Raw genomic sequence first — 19,224 nt, 5'->3', positions numbered from 1 at the left:
CCCCGGGCGCTGCTCCCGCTCATCAGCCCTCCTCGCTCGTCCTCCTCGCTCGTCCTCCTCGTTCCGTCTCCTCACTCCGTCTCCCCGTTCCGCCTTCTCATTCCGCCTTCTCGTTCGTCCTCCTCATTCGTCCTCCTCGGGGAGGCTCTCCCACGCGTCCCCCTTCCGGTACAGCTCGTAGCCCTCCTCGTCCGCGATGGACTCCGCCTGGGCACGGCTGCGGAGGGAGATCTCGTACGTATGGCTGTCGACGGTCGCGTGGACACCCGAGCCGTCGGTGACCGTCTCGATCGCATGCGTCTGGTAGATGACGCGTCCCGGCTCGCATTCGCTGAAGACCACGTGCATGCTCACTGCCATCGGACCCACTCCCGCAGACGAGTCCCCTGGTTTCAGGGTCTCACCTGATCGCCTGGTCCACCTGGCCTGACGTGGCCGCCTGACGCGGCCGCCTGATGCGGCCCCCGTCCGGCCGGGGGGCCGGCGGTCCCCCGCCTGCCGAAGAGCGCCACGTTCGCCAGGGCGAGAACCGCCAGCCCGCCCCCGAACCACATCACGCCGCGGACCGCGATCCCGTCCGCCGCCCGGCCGCCGAGCAGCGCGCCCAGCGATATCGCCACGTTGAAGACGCCGACGTACAGCGCCGACGCCGCCTCCCGCGCGTCCGGCGCCGCGTGCAGCACCCAGGTCTGGCAGGTCACCGACACCCCGCCGTACGCCAGCCCCCACACCACCAGCAGGACGGCCGCCCCCGCCGTCGTGGCGCCGGCGACCGGGACCAGGAGTTCGGCCGCCGCCAGCAGGGCGAAGATGACCACGAGGGTGCGGCGCGGCTCACGGTGGGCGGTGGTGCCGGCCAGGAAGTTCCCGGCGATGCCCGCCACGCCGTAGGCCAGCAGCAGCGTGCTGATCAGGCCCGTCCCGACCCCGGCGACGTCCTCGAGCACCGGGCGGACATAGGTGTACGCGCCGAAGTGGCCGGTGACCAGCAGCAGCGTGGTGATGAGGCCGATCCGCAGCCGGACGTTGCGGAACAGCCCCGGCACCTCGCGCAGCCGGACGGTCCCGGTCGCGGGCAGCGGCGGCAGGGTGACGGCCATGGCGGCGGCCACGGCCAGCGACAGGACGGCCATGGCGGCGAACGCGACCCGCCAGTGCACCAGATCGCCGATGAGCGTCCCGATCGGCACGCCGAGCACCGAGGCCACCGCGATCCCGCTGAAGATCAGCGTGGTGGCGTGACCCGCGGACCGCTCGGGCACCAGCCGCACCGCGAGCCCGCCGGCGATGGACCACACCCCGCCGATGCTCACCCCGACCAGGACCCGGGCGGACAGCAGGACGGTGAAGCCGGGCGCGAGCGCGGACAGCAGATTGGCGACGGCCAGCAGCCCCATCAGACCGCACAGCACCAGCCGCCGGTCGAAACGGCCGACGGTGGCGGTGAGCAGCGGGGCGGCGAGCGCGGCGATCAGGCCGGGCACGGTCATGGCCAGGCCCGCCGTACCGGCCGAGACGTGGAGGGCGTTTCCGATGGAGGTGAGCAGACCGACCGGCAGCATCTCGGTGGTGACGACCGAGAAGGTGCCGACCGCGACGGCGACGACGGCGAGCCAGGACCTGAGCGGCGAGCGCACCACGGGAGATGACCCGGATGTGCCTGCCGGAGCGGTGAGTTCCGTGCTACTGGTCATGTCTTTAGCGAACAGCTGTGCCCCTTCGGGGACAACGCCGAGGTTCCGACACTTCCATGGGCGGAACTCCCCGCCCCGCGCCGGCTACGCCCTGCCGTGCCCCCGATCCGCCCCCGGCCCCACGTCCCGATCCGCCCCCGGCCCCACGTCCCTGCGCATGCACACCCGTGGCCAGCGGTCCAGTCCGTGGCCGGCCTCACTGCGCCGGATCTCGCGGAGGCCGGGGGTCAGTTCGGCCTCGGTCAGGGTCCGGAAGCCGCACCGCGCGGCGTAGTACGGGGCGTTCCAGGCCACGTCGACGAAGGTGGTCAGGGTGAGCGCGGGGACGCCGTCGGCGGCGGCCCGCGCCGCGATGTGGTCGATCAGGGACCGCCCGACGCCACGGCGGGCGCTGTCGGGGTGGACCGAGACCTGCTCGATATGGATGTTTCCGTCGACGGGGTCGGTGATCAGGTACGCCATCGCCCGGTCGTCGTCGTCCACCGCGACCCAGGCCCGCCCGGCCCGCTGGTAGCGGCTCAGCTCGGCCAGGCTCAGGGGCTCGTCATCGGCGACTTCGTCCATTCCGATGTCCCGGAAGCAGAGTCCGGCGGCGCGCTCTATGTCCTGGAGGACGGGGAGTTCTTCCATGGTGCTCGTTCGAATCCGCACCCCACCATCATCCTCCGGCACAAAGGTGGCAAAGGCGTGCCCCCCACCGCCGTGGAGAGCACCCTTCGGCCGTTCCTTCATGCGTACGCCAACGGAACCGATGCCACCCCAATGACCTCGGTGTTCTCCGTCGGTGATGATCAAGAACTTACCAAGGACCGCCCCCTGGGGGGAACTTGAGGTGTCACATGCCGGACACGCTGGGTAGCCCGGTCCACCTGTCGCCGAAGCCGCTCACACCATCGGCCGAGGTCTCACCCCTCGGCCGCGCCCTGGGCGAGCGTCCCCTCTGCCGGTCCCTGGACGAGCGCCCCCTCGGCCGCGCCCTGGGCGATCGCCTCCTCGACCTCGCCCGTGCGCTCCGCCTCCTCCGCCGCGAAGCGCCGTTCGTCCATCCGCTCGGCCACCTCCTCGTCCTGGGCCATCAGCCGGTCCAGGTCGCTGTCGCCGAGTTCCAGTACGCCCATGTCGACATACGCCCGCTGGAGCCGCTCGCCCCACAGCCCGATGTCCTTCACGCACGGGACGATCCGGCTGAACAGCAGCTTGCGGAACATGTGCAGGAACGGCGACCGCTCGCAGTACTCCTCGGCCTCGGCCTTCGGGACGCCGAGGTTCTCCAGCACCTCGACGCCACGCAGCCGGTCGCGCATCAAGTAGCAGCCCTGGATGACGAATTCCTCGCGCTCGCGCAGCTCCGCGTCGGTCAGCTGCCGGTAGTAGTCGCGCAGCGCCATCCGGCCGAAGGCGACGTGGCGGGCCTCGTCCTGCATGACGTAGGCGAGGAGCTGCTGGGGCAGCGGTTTGTCGGTGGTGTCGCGGATGAGGCCGAAGGCGGCGAGGGCGAGGCCCTCGATGAGCACCTGCATGCCCAGGTAGGCCATGTCCCAGCGGGAGTCGCGGAGGGTGTCGCCGAGGAGGGTCCGCAGATCGTCGTTGATCGGGTACAGCGTCCCGAGCTTGTCGCGCAGGAAGCGGCTGTAGAGCTCGGCGTGGCGCGCCTCGTCCATGGTCTGGGTGGCGGAGTAGAACTTGGCGTCGAGATCGGGCGCGGACTCGACGATCCGGGCCGCGCACACCATCGCGCCCTGTTCGCCGTGGAGGAACTGGCTGAACTGCCAGGCGGCGGAGTGATGCCGCAGCTCGCCCTTGTCCCGCTCGGTCATCCGGTCCCAGTGGCGGGTGCCGTGGAGGGCGAGCGACTCGTCCGGGATGCCCAGCGGATCGTACGGGTCCACCTCCAGGTCCCAGTCGATCCGCTTGACCGCGTCCCACTGCTTGTCCTTGCCCTTCTGGTAGAGGGCGAGCAGCCGGGCGCGGTGGTCGTCGTACTCCCAGCTGAATCGGGCGGCGCCGCCGGCCGGCACCTGCCACAGGGGGTCCCCGGGGTCCATCGCGTAGAGCTCGTGCGTCGCCACCGACGCCTCCTTCGCCTCGCTCCCCCGTGAACGGATGCGTACTCGGCAGGCTCACACGTCCGTTACCGGCGGTCAATAAGACCTCGCCGAGGGATTGACGCCCTTGCTGACACGCAGTCTCATAAGAGTGTATCCGTCGGTAACAGTTCCTGCCGGCGACTGTTCGAGCCATCAGTGAGGTGCCCTCAGCGATGACGACCACGACCGAATCACCCGCGCTCCGGGACGCGCTCGGGCTGATCAAGGACCGTGAACGGGTGGCGGAACGGCTGCTTCAGTCGTCCGCCAAGCACTCCTTCGACCCCGACACCGAGCTGGACTGGGACGCTCCGTTCGAGCCCGGCAAGTGGTTCTGGCCGCCGGAGCTGGTCTCGCTGTACGACACGCCCATGTGGCGGCGGATGTCCGAGGAGCAGCGGCTGCTGCTGTCCAAGCACGAGGCCACGGCCCTCGCCTCGCTGGGCATATGGTTCGAGATCATCCTGATGCAGCTGCTCACCCGGCACATCTACGACAAGGCCGCGACCAGCGCCCACGTCCGGTACGCACTCACCGAGATCGAGGACGAGTGCCGCCACTCCAAGATGTTCGCGCGGCTGATCGCCAGGAGCGGCACCCCGGCCTATCCGGTCCGCCCGCTCCACCACAACCTGGGCCGGTTCTTCAAGACGTTCTCCACCACGCCCGGTTCGTTCACCGCGACCCTCCTCGGCGAGGAGGTCCTGGACTGGATGCAGCGGCTGACCTTCCCCGACGAGCGCGTGCAGCCCCTGATCCGCGGAGTGACCCGGATCCACGTGGTCGAGGAGGCGCGCCATGTGCGGTACGCCCGCGAGGAGCTGCGCCGCCAGATGCTGCGCGCGCCGCGCTGGGAGGCGGAGCTGACCCGGATCAGTTCGGGGGAGTTCGCCCGGATCTTCTCGCAGGCGTTCATCAACCCCAAGGTCTACACGGATGTCGGACTCGACCGGCGCGCGGCCGTCGCTCAAGTGCGGGCCAGCGCCCACCGCCGTGAGGTGATGCGCAACGGCGCCAGCAAGCTCACCGAATTCCTCGACGACGTCGGGGTGATGCGGGGTGTGGGCCGCCGGCTGTGGAAGAGCTCGGGGCTGATGGCCTAGCCGGTCCGGAGATATGGCCAAGGGGGGTGTCCGCTTCGTACGGATGGGCGGTTACGCTGCCAGGCATGACGACAGGCAGCGGCACCGCTTCGGCACCCCCGGAGGCGACACCCCCGGCGGGGGCGAGCGCCGCCGCGCGCCCGGCGGAGGCGAAGCAGCCCCCGGCCACTGCGAACCCGTCCACGGCCGCTGCGAACTCGTCCACGGAGGCCGCCAACCCGTCCGCGGAGGCCGCGAACGCGCCTGCGGAGGCCGCGAACGCGCCCGCCGCGCGCCGGGGGAGCTATCGCAGGCTGAGCGTCGAGGCACGGCGCGCCGAACTCATCGCCGCCGCGCTCGGCCTCTTCGCCCACCGCGCCCCCGAGGACGTCTCGCTGGACGATGTGGCGTCGGCCGCCGGTGCCTCCCGCCCGCTGGTCTACCGCTACTTCCCGGGCGGTAAGCAGCAGTTGTACGAGGCAGCCCTGCGCAGCGCCGCCGATGAGCTGGAACGGTGCTTCGAGGAGCCGCGCAGCGGTCCGCTCAGCGGTCGGCTGGGCCGGGTACTGGACCGCTATCTGGCCTTCGTGGACGAGCACGACGCGGGGTTCAGCGCGCTGTTGCAGAGCGGCAGCGTGGCCGAGACCTCGCGGACGAACGCGATCGTCGACGAGGTGCGGCGGGCGGCGGCCGAGCAGATCCTGCTCCATCTGGCGGTCCGGAAGCCCGGTGTGCGGTTGCGGATGATGGTCCGCACCTGGATCACGGCCGTCGAGGCGGCCTCGTTGATCTGGCTGGACGAGGAGAAGCAGCCGCCGATGGAGGAGCTGCGTGACTGGCTCGTGGACCATTTCGTCGCGCTGCTGACCGCCACCGCGACGACCGATCCGCAGGCGGCCCGGGTGATCCGGGCCGCGCTCGCGATCGAGCCCGCCGAGGGCCCGGTCGGACGGCTGGCGCGCCGTGTGGCGCCCACGCTGGGCGAGGCGTCGCATCTGCTGTGACGGGTGTGGTGGGTGTGACCGGTGTGAGAGGTGTGGCGCGGGCGATGCGGGCGATGCTGTGAGACTGGTGCGGTGAGAAGCGAGGAGACGCCCTTCGTGGGCGGGCCGCTGGACGGCCGGGTACTGCCGGTGCTGGTCGGCCTCACGGGCCAGCCGCCGAAGACCTACGAGGTGCCGGTCGAGGACGAACACGGTGGGCCCCCGACGGTGTACGTGTACCGCAGGGTTCCGGCTGCCGCCTCCAAGCGTCTGGGCCTGGTCCGGGGCTGGCGCTACGAGTACGACCCGGAGGGAAAGCCGGGCGGCGGGCCGAAATGGCCGTGGTCCAAACCGAGCTGACCGGCCCCGCCGGTCGGGTGACGGTATTCGTCCGACTCGCCCACAATTGTCCTGAAGATACGAACGTCATGCCACGATCCTGCTGAGCTGGACGCCGAACAGAGGCGTCACGGAGCCGGAGGTGATCACGTGTCAGGACGGATCGTGGGCTCGGTCTGCGCGGCGGCGATCACCGCGGCCGCCGCGCTGGTACCCGCCGTTCCGGCGGCCCAGGCGTCGGCCGTCGCCTCCCGCCCCGCCGATCGGTCGGTGTCCGAGCTGCTGACGCAGCTCAAGACGCTGTACCGGAAGGCCGAGGAGGCGACGGAGGCGTACAACGCGACCGAGGAGAAGCTGCGCAGACAGCGCGCCAGAACCAGGAAGCTCACGGCCGAGCTGGTCCGCACCCGTACGAAGCTCGCCGACAGCCACGACGACGCGGGACGGCTCGCCCGCCAGCAGTACCAGGGCCACACCGCGCTCTCCTCCTACTCCTTCCTGCTGACCCTGCTCGCCCCCCACCCCGAGAACGCCGCCGACGAGGCGCGTGAGCTACAGCGGGCGGCCGGCCGCGAGGCCGCCCTGGTGGCGCGGCTGACCAAGGGCGAGCGGCGCGCCGACGCCGTCGCCACCCGGGCGCGGGCCGCGCTGGACAAGCAGCTGTCCCTGGTGTCGAAGCGGAAGAAACAGCGGGACAAGGTGAAGAAACGGCTCCGCGGGATCGAGAAGATGCTCGCCAGGCTGAGCGCCCGCCAGATCGCCCAGGTGGCGCAGCGCGAACGCGAGGAGACCGCCAAGGCGCAGCGCAAACTGATCGCCTCCGGGGCGCTCGGCACCGCGGACGCCACGTCGCAGGGCGCCACGTCGCAGGGCGCCGCGGGTCCGCCCGCTGCCGCCACCGGCGGCGGCAGCGGCAGCGGCGGCGCGGGCACCGCCACGGCCCCCGGGACCGGCCAGGACACCCCGGCGGCGGAGGCCCCGGCCCCGACCCCGGGCACCACCGGGTCCACCCCACGGCCCCGCCGCCAGTCCCCCGGCCGCACCGGAATGGCATCGGCGGACGCCGGGAAGCGGGCGCTCGCCTACGCGCTGGCCCAGATCGGCAAGCCGTACGTCTGGGGCGCCGAGGGGCCGAACTCCTTCGACTGCTCGGGGCTGACCTCCTCGGCGTGGGCACACGCCGGGCGGACCATCCCGCGCACCAGCCAGGAGCAGTGGCGCCAACTGCCCCGGGTGCCGATCAGCCGGCTGCGCCCCGGCGATCTGGTGATCTACTACAAGGGGGCCAGCCATGTGGCGATGTACGCGGGCAACGGCCAGGTGGTCCAGGCGCCGCGCCCCGGCCAGCGGGTGAAGCTCTCCCCGCTCGCCTCCAATCCAGTGCAGGGCGCGGTGCGACCGGGCACCTAGGTCGGGCGCGACAGCGCGCTGACGGCGCCGACGGCCCCGGGGACGGCTCAGGCGCTGACGGCGCTGACGGCGCTTGTGGCCCCGGGGACGGCCGGTGATCCGGGAGATGGCCGGTGATCCTGGGGACGGCCGGTGGAGTCAGGCGCGGCCGCTGACCCCAAGCACGGCCGACCGTCCCGGGGACGGCCGGGTGACCCCAAGCACCGCCTGTGACCCCAAGCACGGCCGGGTGCCCCAAGCACGGCCGACGGTCCCGGAAACGGCCGGTGGTCCCAGCCACGGCCGGTGACCCCAAGCACTGCCAGTGACCCCAAGCACGGCCGACGGTCCCGGAGACGGCCTGGTGACCCCAGGCACGGCCGGTGACCCCAAGCACTGCCGGTAACCCCAAGCACTGCCAGTCACCCCAAGCACGGCCGACGGTCCCGGAAACGGCCTGGTGGCCCCAGGCACGACCGGTGACCCCAATCACGACCAGTGAGCCCAAGCACTGCCAGTGACCCCAACCACGGCCGCTGGTGTCAGCCGATGGACCGGACGGCGGCATCGGCCTCCCCCGCGACCTCACCCACATCAGCCGGCCCCGCGACCTCGCCCAGGTCAGCCGGGCCCGCGACCCCGTCCGGATCGGCCTCCCCCGCGAGTCTCTCCGGATCGGCCTCTGCCACCGCCTCCTCCGATTCGGCCTCTGCCATGACCTGGTCCAGGTAGGCGGCCGTCTTCTCGGGGTCGTAGAAGAAGTCCTCGAAGTCGGAGGGGTTGTCGAAGCCGTTGGCGATGCGGTGGGCGACGGCGGGGAAGGTGACGCCCGCGCCGAAGAGGTTCACGACGTGCTCCGGCATCGGGCCCAGCATGGCGTTGGTCCACCTGGTGACGTGCCGCGCGGTCCGCCAGTAGCGGTCGAAGGTCGTCCGCATCCACTCCTCGTCGAACGGCCGGTCGCCGCGCTCGACGATGCTCGCCAGATAGACCGCCGCACACTTGGCGGCGGAGTTGGAGCCCTGGCCGGTGAGCGGGTCGTTGGCGACCACGACGTCGCCGACGCCCAGGACCAGTCCGCCGCCCGGCAGTCGTCCGACCGGGTCGCGTACGGTCGGGGCGTACCGCCCGGACAGCGTGCCGCCCGCGTCGGTCAGCTCGACCTTGGTGGCGCGCGCGTACTCCCAGGGGGTGAACCGCTCCATCAGCTCCAGGGTGCGTTCCAGATGCTCCGAGGGGTCGGTGATGCCCTGGAAGGCGTCGGCCGGGCCGCCGGGGACGCCCTCCCAGAAGAGGATGTCGGCGCGGCCGGTGGTGGTGAGCGCGGGCATCACGAAGAACTCGCCGACACCGGGGACGAGGTTGCAGCGCACCGCTTCGAGACCGGGGTGCTCGGGGCGCGGGCCGAGGCCGTGCACATAGGCGACCGCGAGGGCGCGCCGCGGGGTGTCGTACGGGGAGCGGGCGACGTCCCGGCGGAAGAGCGAGACCAGTTCGCCCTTGCCCGCGGCCACCAGCACCAAGTCGTACTTCCTGACGAGGAAGTCCAGGTCGGAGACGGCGGTGCCATGGATGACCACCTGGCCGCCCCGCTGTTCGAACGTGTCCATCCAGCCGGCCATCTTGATCCGCTGGTCGACCGACTGGGCGAAGCCGTCGAGCCGGCCGACCCAGTCGATGACCCGTGGGTGTCCGCCCGGAGTCGCCGCCCCGGCGACGGAGACGCCGAGGCCCTCGATCCGGGGCGCCGAATCGTCCCAGAAGTTGAGCCCCAGATCGCGCTCGTGCCCCAGCGCGGTGCGGAACATGCACTGGGTGGACATCACCCGCCCGCCGCGGATCTCATCGGACGTCCGGCTGGACATCAGCGTGATCCCGTACCCCTGGGACTGCAGGCCGAGAGCGAGTTGGAGGCCGGACTGCCCGGCCCCCACGATGAGTATCGTCCGCATGGCTGTCGACTCCCCTCAGGCTCGGGCCGAACGGAACGGAGCAGCTCATTCCGTGAGCGGAGCCGAGGTTACGTCACTCGGGTGAGACGTCAACGGCGTGTCGCACCAGCGCCAGCAGCGCGTCCACGACCGAGATCCGACGCCGGGCGTCCATCCTCACCACGGGCACCGAGGGGGCCACGGAGAGCGCGTCCCGTACGTCCTCGGGCTGGTAGAGCGGCGTGCCCTCGAAGTGGTTGACCGCCACCACATACGGCAGGCCGAGGCTTTCGAAGTAGTCCAGCGCGGGGAAGCTGTCGTCCAGGCGCCGGGTGTCGACCATCACCACCGCACCGATGGCCCCGCGCATCAGGTCGTCCCACATGAACCAGAAACGCTGCTGACCGGGGGTGCCGAAGAGATACAGGACCAGATCGTTCTCCAGCGTGATCCGGCCGAAGTCCATCGCGACGGTGGTGGTCAGCTTCTCCGGAGTCGCCTCCAGATCGTCCACACTCTCGCTGGCCTGCGTCATCAGCGCCTCGGTCTGGAGCGGAGTGATCTCCGAAACCGAGCCGACGAAGGTCGTCTTGCCGACGCCGAAGCCTCCCGCTATCACGATCTTGGTGGCGATCGGCGCGCGGGAACGATCCGTCTGCCACCTCTGGAGCACCTCCTCGGCCCCGGGTATCCCGGCCCCGGGTATCTCCGACGTCGCCGGCGGGGTCGCCGTCATCGTCTCAGAGCCTGCGAAGTCCACTGAGCACCCTTTCGAGCAACGCGCGGTCCGGCTTGCCGGGGCCCCGCCCGGTGCCGTAGACGCGGATCTTTCCCTGGTCGGCCAGGTCGCTGAGCAGGACGCGCACCACACCAAGTGGGATCTTGAGCATCGCGGAAACCTCCGCGACGGAGCGCATCCTGCGGCACAGTTCGATGATCGCCCGGATCTCCGGCAGCATCCGGGAGTTCACCCCGCTGGGGGCCGGGTCGAGCCGTTCGTCCGGAGACTCCAGCGACGCCACGAAGGTCTCCACCAGCAGCACATGGCCGGAGCGGGTGCGACCGCCGGTGAGCGAGTACGGACGTACGCGAGCGGGTTTACGGGCGGGTCGGCCGGACCCGGCGGTCGTCACTGTGCGGACTCCAGCGACCTGCGTAGTTCATTGCGGAGTTCGGGGGTGAGCACATGCCCGGCCCGGCCCACGAACAGCGCCATGTGATAGGCCACGACGGTCATGTCGCAGTCGGCGGTGGCGTGCACCCCCAGCAGCGAACCGTCGCTGATCGACATGACGAACAGACTGCCCTCGTCCATCGCCACCATCGTCTGCTTGACGCCGCCGCCGTCCATGAGCTTCGCCGCGCCGAGCGTGAGGCTGCCGAGCCCCGAGACGATCGTCGCGAGATCCGCGCTGGACCCCTTGGGGCCGTCCTGTGCCGTCGGATCGGCCGCCGCGGCGGCGTAGTGCCGTGCGTCGGAGGAGAGCAGCATCAGCCCGTCGGTCGAGACGACCACGACCGAGCGGACACCCGGCACCTCCTCGACCAGGTTCGACAGCAACCAGTGCAGATTACGGGCCTCGCGACTCAACCCGTAGGTACTACCGGGCGCATTCACCCGCGTGCCTCCTCAACCGTGCCACCCTCGTTCCGCGCCCCCGTTTGTTCTGCCGGCCCCCCGTACCGCCGCGCGGCCTCGCCACGGGCGGCGATCTCGGCGGCGGCATCGCGGCGCCCCTCGCGGGCTCCGCGCTGGAAGCCACCGAGCCGGTGCCGCAGCTCCTCCGCGCTCACCGAACCGGTCCGCTCCCGGGGTTCGGGATCGGACTCCCGGAGCGACAGGCTCCGCGGTGTGCGCTTGGGAAGTCCCTTGTCGGTACGGTCGGTACGCGGCGGCGCCTCGTCCTCCGGACGGGCGTGCTGGTCGGGCCCGATGGCATACGGATCGGCGGCAGCCGCCACGCCGCCGCGCTCGGCCAAGCCGTGTCCCGCCACTGGACCGCGGCGCTCGGCCAAGCCGTGTCCCGCCACCGGGCCGCGGCGCGCCGCCAAGCCGCCTTGCGACGCCGGGCCACCGCGTTCCGCCAGGCCGTCCTCGGCCACCGGGCCGCCGCGCTCGGCCACGCCGTCCTCGGCCACCGGGCCGCGACGCTCAGCCACACCGTCCCGCGACACCGGGCCGCCCCGCGCCGCCAAGCCGCCTTGCTCCGCCAGGCCGCCGCGTTCCGCCAAGCCGTCTCGGGCCGCCAGGCCCTCTCGCTCCGTCAGGCCGCCGCGCTGGGCCAGGGCGTCCCGGGCCGCCAGACGCTCGGCCACGCCGTCCCGGGCCACCGCGCCGCCCCGCTCGGCCAGGGCACCGCGCTCGGTCAGGCCATCTCGGGCCGCCAGACCGTTGCGTTCCGCCAGGCCGTCCCTGGCCGCCAGGCCGTCCTGGGCCGCCAGGCCGCCGCGCTCAGCCAGGCCGTCCTCGGCCACCGGGCCGCGACGCTCAGCCACACCGTCCCGCGACACCGGGCCGCCCCGCGCCGCCAAGCCGCCTTGCTCCGCCAGACCGCTACGTTCCGCCAAGCCCTCTCGGGCCGCCAAGCCGCCTTGCTCCGCCAGACCGCTACGTTCCGCCAAGCCCTCTCGGGCCGCCAGGCCGCCGCGCTCAGCCAAGGTGTCCCTGGCCACCGGGCCGCCGCGCTCGGCCACACCGTCCCGCGACACCGGGCCACGATGCTCGGCCAGGGCGTCTCGTGACGCCGAGCCGCCCCGCGCCACCAAACCGCCTTGCTCGGCCAAGTCGTCACGCTCGGCCAGGCCGCCCCACTCCGCCAGGCCGTCCGGCGACATCGCGCCACCGCGCTCCGCCAGGTCGTCTCGTGCCGGATCGGCCTGCGCCGGGCCGGTGTCGGCCGGACCCCAGGCGTCCGCGCCCACCGGGCGTACGCCGTGGGCGCCAAACCGCCGCTCGCGGCTCTCGCGGTCGTCACCGTCCTCGCGGTCGCCGTAGCTTTCGCGGTCGTCCAGGCTCTCGCGGTTCTCGCCGTTTTCGCCGTTCTCGCGATGGAGGGTCAGTTCCATCGTCCGCTCGACGGCGGGCACCTCCGGCTCCTCGGCCTCGGGTGCCCGCGCCGGAGCCGGGTCGTCCGCGCCGTGCCGCGCGTCGTCCTGTCCGGTGGTCCGGAGCGGCTTGGGGACACGCTTGGGCAGGGCTGGCAGCGCACCGCCGTTCCCCGGGTTCGGGTGGCCGCGCGGCGGCGTGGGCTCCATCGGATAGTCACCGACGGCATCCGCCGGCCGCCCCCACCGCTCACCGGAGACGGCCCAGGGGGCCGCCGACTCCGGGCCGGAGGCTGCCTCGGCGGACGCAGGCCCTGGGCCGTGCCCCGCCTCGGGCGCGAGCCCGACCTCGGGTGCCGGCCCCGGCTCGGGCGCCAGCCCCGACTCGGGCGCGAGACTCTCGGACCCGAGTTCCGGCTCAGACCCAAGCTCCGCCTCGGGCGCCAGCCCCGATTCAGGCACGAGCCCCGTCTCGGGCGCCAGCCCCGACTCAGGCACGAGCCCCGGCTCAGGCGTCTGCGGCGCCTGGCCCGGCTCCCCGTCCGACATGGCCGTTACGGCCGGCTCGGCCGGTGCGGGGCGACCGGCCGGTATCGCCGGTATCGCCGGCTTCGTCGGCGCCGCCCGCTCGGCCGATGGGTCGGCGTCCGTCCCGGCCTCGGGGTTCGGCGCGCCCTCAGCCGCCGGGGGCTGGGTGGATACACGGGGCTGGCCCGGGAGCGTGTTGGAGTTGGCCTCGGCTTCCGTGCCCGGGAAGGACGACAGTCCGGTGCCGCTGAACGTCGCCCCCGCGCCCACCGGCGGGGCGGGCGGCAGTCCGGCGCCGGGTGGGCCGGCCGGGAGGATGTTCGTCGGGAGGACGACCACGGCCGCCACCCCGCCCGGCTGCTGTTCGCGCAGCTGCACCCGGATGCCGTGGCGCGCGGCGAGCCGGGTCACCACGTACAGGCCGAGGCCCAGCGGGTCCTCCGGCTGGGGGCCCTGGCAGTACTCCGGTACCGGGTCGGCCAGCCGGTCGTTCAGCTCGATGAAGCGCTCGGGCGTCATGCCGATGCCCTCGTCCTGGACGGAGAGCATGACCTCGCCGGTCTCCAGGAGCCAGCCGGAGACCTGGACCGGGGCGTCCGGCGGTGAGAACGATGTCGCGTTCTCCAGGAGTTCGGCGATCAGATGGCTGACGCTGTCCGCGGCGTACCCGGCGACCTGGGCATGTGGCGGCAGGGCCTGGATCTGCACCCGGTCGTACCGTTCGACCTCGCTGATCGAGGCACGCAGCACGTCCAGCAGCGGCACCGGCCCCGGGTGGGTGGCCTTCTGCTCGGAGCCCGCGATGACCAGGAGGTTCTCACCGTAGCGGCGCATCCCGGTGGCCAGGTGGTCGAGCTCGAAGAGCGTTTCGAGGCGGTCGGGGTCCTGCTCCCGCTCCTCCAGGGACTCGATGATGGCGAGCTGGCGCTCGATCAGGCCCAGTGAGCGCAGCGCGAGGCTGACGAAGCTGCCGTGGACCCGGGCCCGCAGCCCCTCCAGCCGGGTGGCGACCGCGTCCCGCTCGGCGCGCAGCTCGTCCCGCTGTGCGGCCAGCCGCTGCCGCTCGCCGACGAGCCGGGTGCGCTCGGTGTCGAGTTCGGTGATGCGCGCCGCCGCCCGTGCGGCCTTGGCGTGCAGTTCGTTGACGGCCCGTACGGCGTCCGCGAACTCGTCGTCGCGGCCCTTGAACACGACCGGTTCCTCGGCCGCCGGATCGGCCGCGACCCGCCGGGCGCCGAGCCGCAGCGCGGCCAGCGGCCGGGTCATCGAGCGGGCGCTGTGCACGCCGGCGCCGAGGGCGACGAGCAGGGCGGCACCGACGATGGCGGCGCGCACCTCGAGGTCGGTGACCGCGTCGTCCCGCACCCGTGCGAGCTGGGCGGCCTCGGCGGAGGCCAGGGCGGACTGGGCGCCGCGCATCCGGTCGATCCGGGCGCTCAGCGCGGACTCGACGCGGTCCTCGCCGAGGAGGACGTCATTGTCCGAGAGGCGGCTCTGGTCGGTGAGCCGGGCGAGGTAGCGCTCGGCGGTGGTGACCTCGGTGCCGTTGACGGTGCGGTCGTAGGCGTCGCGGGCGGAGGCCGGGGCGAGCTGTTCGAAGTCGGCGAGCGCGGACTGCTCGCGCAGGTTGGTCCGCTGGGCGGCGGAGACCATCGCGTCCTGGCCGCCGCCCGCGTCGAGCGCGGCCAGCAGCAGCCCGCGGGTGGCGGACGCCTCCTCCACCGCGCGGCCGAGCGGGGCCAGCGCGGCGGTGGTGCCGGTGTCGGCGCCCGTGCCGAGGGCCCGGCGGGCGAGGGTGTCGGCGATCCCGTTCAGCGCCTGGACGGTCCGGGTGTACGAGGTGAAGACGTCGAGGGCCGAGTCCTTGCCGGTCAGCGCGTGCTGCCGCAGTTCGGGGAGGGCGTCCAGGAGCTGCCGGACCGGGGCCGGGACGTCCGGCCGCACCTCCCGGATGCGGCGGTCGACCCGGGCGCGCATGTCCTCGGAGATCCCGCCGCCGGAGGCGGTGGTGCGCCCGTCGGCGACGTACCGGGTCATGGCGTCGCGCTCGTCGGCGAGGGCGTGGGCGAGGGTCACCGCGCCGCGGTTGGTCTCCGCGAGGTCGACGAGGTGCTGGGCGTCGGTGGTGTCATCGAGGGCGAGCAGGACGGCGGGGGCCCCGGCCCCGAGGACGGCGACGGAGACGAGCGCTACGGACGCGGTGAGCCGACGACGGACGCGTGCGGTGTGCCGTCGCGGCGCCGCCTCGTCCTGGCGTGGCTCGCCGACCGCATCGTGCGTGGTGCCCCGAAGCCGCTTCTTCCGCACCGGTGCTCACAATCCATTCTCGCCCGACCGCTCCGTGGACCAGAGGTGACGACGGATCAACACTTGTGTTCCCCACCTCCGGTAGGGATTCCGACCCTTTCAGGACGGGTCTGGGGCAGGCACACATCACCCACCCGGCCACCTGAACGAGTGAACCGCATTGCGTAGTTGACCACCAACTTTCACTTCCGGCCATACCTTCCCGCCACCTTGCACGGATTGGTAAAGACCTCGGTGCCCTGAAAGGATGCCCCACCCGCAGCTTCCCAGAAGTGTCAATCCCTCCCCAATCAGGCACTGGAGACACCGACGGCGGGCCTTGGTACGGACCAAACCGAGCCGGATCGTCTCGGCGGCGACGATCGACGGCGGTCCGGCAGACTGAGGGAATGCGCATCGAACTCGCGACCGCCCCCGGCGATCACACGTACCCCAACGAGGACTACGCATCCGTAGCCCTCCCGGCCTCGGGAAGCGGCGGTGCGCTGGTGGTCCTGGACGGGGTGACCCCGCCCGAGGGCGACGACGGATGCGTCCACGGCGTGAGCTGGTTCACCGCGCGACTGGGCGGAGCGCTGCTCGAAGTGTCCGGTTCACACCGGGATACGCCCCTGACGAGCTGCCTTTCCGAGGCGATCACGCGAACCGCCGCGGCCCATAGTTCAACGTGTGACCTTTCTCACCCTCTCACTCCCCAGGCGACCGTCGTCGCGGCGCGCTGGGACGCCGAACGGATCGAGTATCTGGTGCTCTCCGATTCGGTGTTGCTCGTCGAGCTGATCCGCGACGGGGTGACACCGGTCCTGGACGACCGCATCGACCGGCTGCGGGCCGAGGGCCGGCGGCTCGCCCCGCTGCGCAACGCGGAGGGCGGCTTCTTCACCGCCGCCGCCGATCCCACGGTCTCGGACAAGGCGGTCACCGGGGAGTTCCCGCGCGCGGAGGTGCGGGCGCTGGCGGCGCTCACCGACGGGGCGTCGCGCTGGGTGGAGACGTTCGGCGCGGGCGACTGGGCCGACTGCTTCGCGCTGCTGCGCAAGGAGGGCCCGCAGGCACTGATCGACCGGGTGCGGGCGGCAGAGCACGCCGATCCGGACGGCGCGGCCTTCCCGAGGGGCAAGACACACGACGACGCCGCCGTGGTCTTCGCGGAACCCTGACCGCCCGACCCCCGGGCCCGGGATGGGGGGCGCGGGGGCGCGGGCGCGCGGGAACGCGAGGGCGCGGGCGCGTGCCGACGAAGACGCATGCGCAGGCCGACGCAGGCGCGGGCGCCACGCAGACGAAGACGCAGGCCGACACGGACACGGGCCGAGGCAGACGCAGCAGGCCGACGCAGCCACGGCGCAGACGCAGGCCCAGACAGACACACGCCGACGCCGACGCGGGCCCAGGCAGGCGCACGTCGGCGCAGGGCGTGGCACTGGGTGTCGTGGGGCATGGAGCAGGCGGGGCACGGAGTAGCGCGGTTGCCACATCCGCGTCGCCGGATGCGCGGGGCTCGCCGATCCTGACGTGTATGAGCGCCCTACTCCTGCGCCGTACGCGCCGCCTGACCGGGGTCGTCGGCCTCCTGCTCCGCGTTCAACCGGTGCAGCAGCCTGGCGAGTTCGGCGACCTCGCTGCGCTCCCACGCGGCGAGGCGGCGGGCATAGCGGGCCCGCCGGGCGACCCGTACGGCGCGGAAGCGGCTGCGGCCCTCCTCGGTCAGCTCCACCAGAAAGGCCCGGCCGTCGGCCGGATCGGGGGTCCGCGTCACCAGTCCGAGCTCCTCCAGGGACCGGAGCTGGCGGCTCATCGTGGCCTTTCCGACACCGACGAAGCCCGCGAGGTCGGTGGCGCGCTGCGGACCGGCGTCCTCCAGCCGCATCAGCAGCCCATAGGCGGAGGATTCCAGCTCGGGATGGACCTCCCGGGCCAATTCCCCGGAAGCGGAACGGGCCCTGCGGAGGAAAACCGCCAATTCGCGTTCCAGGGCCAGGAATGCATGGTCCACACCGACTCCGCCCACGGTGCCGCCCTCACCCCGCTCGGGGGGCATTGCCCCGTTGTTGTGCACGTCAGAGCCCTCTCCGGGTTTTCACTTCGTGAAAGTTTCTACCACGCCCGGTTGTTACCGCAGCTCCACCAGTATTTCGCAGGATTAGACCAACGGCATCACACCTCCCCTCTTCCACCCATCTATCTACGCCCGTAGCGTCCCTGCTGACATGGTCATTCCAATCGGATGTCCCTCTCCCCCCACCGAGGCTTCGGAGGCAACGCCATGCCCGTGCACAGACCTGGTTCGGCCCGACGCGCCCTCAGTGCGCTGATCGGTATTCTCGCCACTCTCCTCGCCGTGACCTTCGCACTGCCCGGTTCGGCGTTCGCCGCCCAGGGCCGTGGTGCCAAGGCCATTCCCCATCCCGAGGACGACTGGGCGGGTTCCCAGATACTCAAGCACGAGGGCGGTTCCACGACCGGCGCGGAGCCGCCGGGGCTGCTCGCCACCGTCGAGGGCGTGGACGTCAGCAGCCACCAGGGCAATGTCGCCTGGGCAACGCTGTGGAGCAGCGGCGTCCGGTTCGCCTATGTCAAGGCGACCGAGGGCACCAGCTACACCAACCCGTACTTCGCCCAGCAGTACAACGGCTCGTACAACGTCGGCATGATCCGGGGCGCGTACCACTTCGCCCTGCCGGACAACTCGAGCGGCGCCGCACAGGCCAACTACTTCGTCGACCACGGCGGCGGCTGGTCCAAGGACGGCAAGACGCTGCCCGGCGCGCTCGACATGGAGTACAACCCCTACGGCGCGACCTGCTACGGGCTGAGCGCGAGCGCGATGGTCAACTGGGTCAAGGACTTCAGCAACACCTACAAGGCGCGCACCGGACGTGACCCGGTGATCTACACCTCCACCAGCTGGTGGAAGAGCTGCACGGGCAACTCCGCCGCCTTCGGCTCCATCAACCCCCTGTGGATTCCGCGCTACGGCTCGTCCGTCGGCGAGCTTCCGGCGGGCTGGGGCTTCCACACCATCTGGCAGTACACCTCTTCCGGTGCGACGGTCGGCGACCACAACAAGTTCAACGGCGCCATGGACCGGCTCCAGGCCCTCGCCAACGGCTGAGCCCCGCACCTGCCTCACCCCACCCCCCACACACACGGCGTTCCCCGCCCCCGGCGCACGGACAGGTCTGTCCGTACGCCGGGGGCGTCGGTCGTCCCCGGGCGCGAAAGTGGGGTCAGTCGCGGGGGAACTCGTCGGTGGCGAGGGTCAGGTCGACGACCGTGCCGGTCAGATCGACCGGCACGCCGAAGTCGATGGTGCTCTCGACGTGGTACGCGCCGTCCTTGGGCTCGGTGTAAAGGTGGCACTTCGCCGTGTACGGGTCGGCGATCAGATAGACGGGGACCTCAGCCGTCGCATAAGCCGTCTTCTTCGGACCGTAGTCGTTCGCCGCCGTGTCCCTGGAAATCACCTCGGCGACGAATTCGATGTCCTCGAAGCGCCAGCGGCCCTGGGGGGTCTTCTCGGCACCCTGCGCAACCTTGACGACATCCGGACAGAAGCCGTTCATGTACCCGGGGAAGTCAATGCGGACGTCCGACAGCACGTTCACGTTCATCCCGAAGCGATCTTCGAGAGCCCGCACGGTCCTGCGGATGATGTACCAATGGACGTCCCGCTGCGGCGCCATGAAGACGGCCCCCCTGACAACCTCGACCTTGTAGCCCTCGGGGACATGGCTCCGCTCCAGCCAGTCGAACAGCTCGTCCAAGCTGGGCTCGTCGCTCTCGGCCATCTCGATCCGGTCAATCTCCATGACGGTCATCGTGCCGCTCCTCCCCGC

The 19,224-nt window shown here is 71.9% G+C and carries 17 protein-coding genes; 6 read left to right on the top strand and 11 right to left on the bottom strand.

What is annotated here, in order from left to right; all coding sequences use genetic code 11:
• Nucleotides 1-123 precede the first annotated feature (123 nt).
• From PS467_RS27725 to PS467_RS27710, 4 genes are all read right to left on the bottom strand, one after another.
• On the bottom strand, nt 124-360 hold the full coding sequence (locus PS467_RS27725; protein ID WP_268974398.1) for a hypothetical protein: 237 nt from the start codon (nt 358-360) through the stop codon (nt 124-126).
• A gap of 32 nt (nt 361-392) precedes the next feature.
• The gene (locus tag PS467_RS27720; RefSeq protein WP_311037517.1) at nt 393-1,694 is read right to left on the bottom strand and encodes an MFS transporter; all 1,302 of its coding nucleotides are present in this window, start codon (nt 1,692-1,694) and stop codon (nt 393-395) included.
• 84 nt (nt 1,695-1,778) lie between these two features.
• Nucleotides 1,779-2,345, bottom strand: coding sequence for a GNAT family N-acetyltransferase (locus PS467_RS27715; RefSeq protein ID WP_432280640.1), 567 nt, complete (start codon nt 2,343-2,345; stop codon nt 1,779-1,781).
• A gap of 254 nt (nt 2,346-2,599) precedes the next feature.
• Complete coding sequence (locus PS467_RS27710) at nt 2,600-3,763, bottom strand: ferritin-like domain-containing protein (RefSeq protein WP_311037516.1); 1,164 nt, start codon at nt 3,761-3,763, stop codon at nt 2,600-2,602.
• Nucleotides 3,764-3,954: 191 nt separating this feature from the next.
• On the opposite strand from PS467_RS27710, the gene PS467_RS27705 reads away from it, so the two are divergent.
• The 4 genes from PS467_RS27705 to PS467_RS27690 all read left to right on the top strand — a co-directional run bounded on the left by PS467_RS27705 (nt 3,955) and on the right by PS467_RS27690 (nt 7,595).
• On the top strand, nt 3,955-4,884 hold the full coding sequence (locus PS467_RS27705) for an AurF N-oxygenase family protein (protein WP_311037515.1): 930 nt from the start codon (nt 3,955-3,957) through the stop codon (nt 4,882-4,884).
• Nucleotides 4,885-5,177: 293 nt separating this feature from the next.
• Nucleotides 5,178-5,867, top strand: coding sequence for a TetR/AcrR family transcriptional regulator (locus PS467_RS27700; RefSeq protein ID WP_311039977.1), 690 nt, complete (start codon nt 5,178-5,180; stop codon nt 5,865-5,867).
• A gap of 72 nt (nt 5,868-5,939) precedes the next feature.
• Complete coding sequence (locus PS467_RS27695) at nt 5,940-6,206, top strand: DUF8847 domain-containing protein (protein ID WP_268974394.1); 267 nt, start codon at nt 5,940-5,942, stop codon at nt 6,204-6,206.
• A gap of 129 nt (nt 6,207-6,335) precedes the next feature.
• Entirely contained in the window at nt 6,336-7,595 is a 1,260-nt protein-coding gene (locus tag PS467_RS27690) for a C40 family peptidase (RefSeq protein WP_311037514.1), read from the top strand.
• A 521-nt stretch (nt 7,596-8,116) separates the two neighbouring features.
• Here the strand turns inward: PS467_RS27690 and PS467_RS27685 are convergent.
• From PS467_RS27685 to PS467_RS27665, 5 genes are all read right to left on the bottom strand, one after another.
• Complete coding sequence (locus PS467_RS27685) at nt 8,117-9,526, bottom strand: styrene monooxygenase/indole monooxygenase family protein (RefSeq protein ID WP_311037513.1); 1,410 nt, start codon at nt 9,524-9,526, stop codon at nt 8,117-8,119.
• A gap of 73 nt (nt 9,527-9,599) precedes the next feature.
• Nucleotides 9,600-10,241: a GTP-binding protein gene (locus PS467_RS27680; protein ID WP_268974391.1), complete on the bottom strand. Its 642-nt coding sequence runs from the start codon at nt 10,239-10,241 to the stop codon at nt 9,600-9,602.
• A gap of 4 nt (nt 10,242-10,245) precedes the next feature.
• Nucleotides 10,246-10,638, bottom strand: a complete 393-nt coding sequence (locus PS467_RS27675; protein ID WP_311037512.1) for a DUF742 domain-containing protein — start codon at nt 10,636-10,638, stop codon at nt 10,246-10,248.
• The gene (locus PS467_RS27670) at nt 10,635-11,123 is read right to left on the bottom strand and encodes a roadblock/LC7 domain-containing protein (RefSeq protein WP_268974389.1); all 489 of its coding nucleotides are present in this window, start codon (nt 11,121-11,123) and stop codon (nt 10,635-10,637) included. Before PS467_RS27670 ends, PS467_RS27675 begins: the two co-directional genes overlap by 4 nt.
• Complete coding sequence (locus tag PS467_RS27665) at nt 11,120-15,385, bottom strand: nitrate- and nitrite sensing domain-containing protein (protein WP_311037511.1); 4,266 nt, start codon at nt 15,383-15,385, stop codon at nt 11,120-11,122. The genes PS467_RS27670 and PS467_RS27665 overlap by 4 nt, the downstream gene beginning before the upstream one ends.
• Nucleotides 15,386-15,774: 389 nt before the next feature.
• Between PS467_RS27665 and PS467_RS27660 the strand changes: the two genes are divergently transcribed.
• Nucleotides 15,775-16,545, top strand: a complete 771-nt coding sequence (locus PS467_RS27660; RefSeq protein WP_311037510.1) for a hypothetical protein — start codon at nt 15,775-15,777, stop codon at nt 16,543-16,545.
• 368 nt (nt 16,546-16,913) lie between these two features.
• Here PS467_RS27660 and PS467_RS27655 read toward each other — a convergent pair whose 3' ends face one another.
• Nucleotides 16,914-17,426, bottom strand: a complete 513-nt coding sequence (locus PS467_RS27655; RefSeq protein ID WP_268974386.1) for a MarR family winged helix-turn-helix transcriptional regulator — start codon at nt 17,424-17,426, stop codon at nt 16,914-16,916.
• A 225-nt stretch (nt 17,427-17,651) separates the two neighbouring features.
• Between PS467_RS27655 and PS467_RS27650 the strand changes: the two genes are divergently transcribed.
• Nucleotides 17,652-18,500, top strand: coding sequence for a lysozyme (locus tag PS467_RS27650; RefSeq protein WP_311037509.1), 849 nt, complete (start codon nt 17,652-17,654; stop codon nt 18,498-18,500).
• 115 nt (nt 18,501-18,615) lie between these two features.
• On the opposite strand, the gene PS467_RS27645 is transcribed toward PS467_RS27650, so the two are convergent.
• A complete protein-coding gene (locus PS467_RS27645) occupies nt 18,616-19,206 on the bottom strand; it encodes a Uma2 family endonuclease (protein ID WP_311037508.1) in 591 nt (196 codons plus the stop codon).
• Nucleotides 19,207-19,224: the final 18 nt, after the last annotated feature.

Source organism: Streptomyces luomodiensis (assembly GCF_031679605.1).
Taxonomy (GTDB): domain Bacteria; phylum Actinomycetota; class Actinomycetes; order Streptomycetales; family Streptomycetaceae; genus Streptomyces; species Streptomyces luomodiensis.
This window is presented reverse-complemented; position numbering and strand designations above follow the sequence as displayed.

Excerpts from the sequence above, each read along its gene's own strand:
- PS467_RS27725 (WP_268974398.1), bottom strand. The coding sequence starts at position 360 with ATGGCAGTGAGCATGCACGTGGTCTTCAGCGAATGCGAGCCGGGACGC.
- PS467_RS27705 (WP_311037515.1), top strand. The coding sequence starts at position 3,955 with ATGACGACCACGACCGAATCACCCGCGCTCCGGGACGCGCTCGGGCTG.
- PS467_RS27685 (WP_311037513.1), bottom strand. The coding sequence starts at position 9,526 with ATGCGGACGATACTCATCGTGGGGGCCGGGCAGTCCGGCCTCCAACTC.
- PS467_RS27650 (WP_311037509.1), top strand. The coding sequence starts at position 17,652 with ATGCCCGTGCACAGACCTGGTTCGGCCCGACGCGCCCTCAGTGCGCTG.
- PS467_RS27645 (WP_311037508.1), bottom strand. The coding sequence starts at position 19,206 with ATGACCGTCATGGAGATTGACCGGATCGAGATGGCCGAGAGCGACGAG.
- PS467_RS27660 (WP_311037510.1), top strand. The coding sequence starts at position 15,775 with ATGCGCATCGAACTCGCGACCGCCCCCGGCGATCACACGTACCCCAAC.
- PS467_RS27720 (WP_311037517.1), bottom strand. The coding sequence starts at position 1,694 with ATGACCAGTAGCACGGAACTCACCGCTCCGGCAGGCACATCCGGGTCA.
- PS467_RS27680 (WP_268974391.1), bottom strand. The coding sequence starts at position 10,241 with ATGACGGCGACCCCGCCGGCGACGTCGGAGATACCCGGGGCCGGGATA.
- PS467_RS27655 (WP_268974386.1), bottom strand. The coding sequence starts at position 17,426 with ATGCCCCCCGAGCGGGGTGAGGGCGGCACCGTGGGCGGAGTCGGTGTG.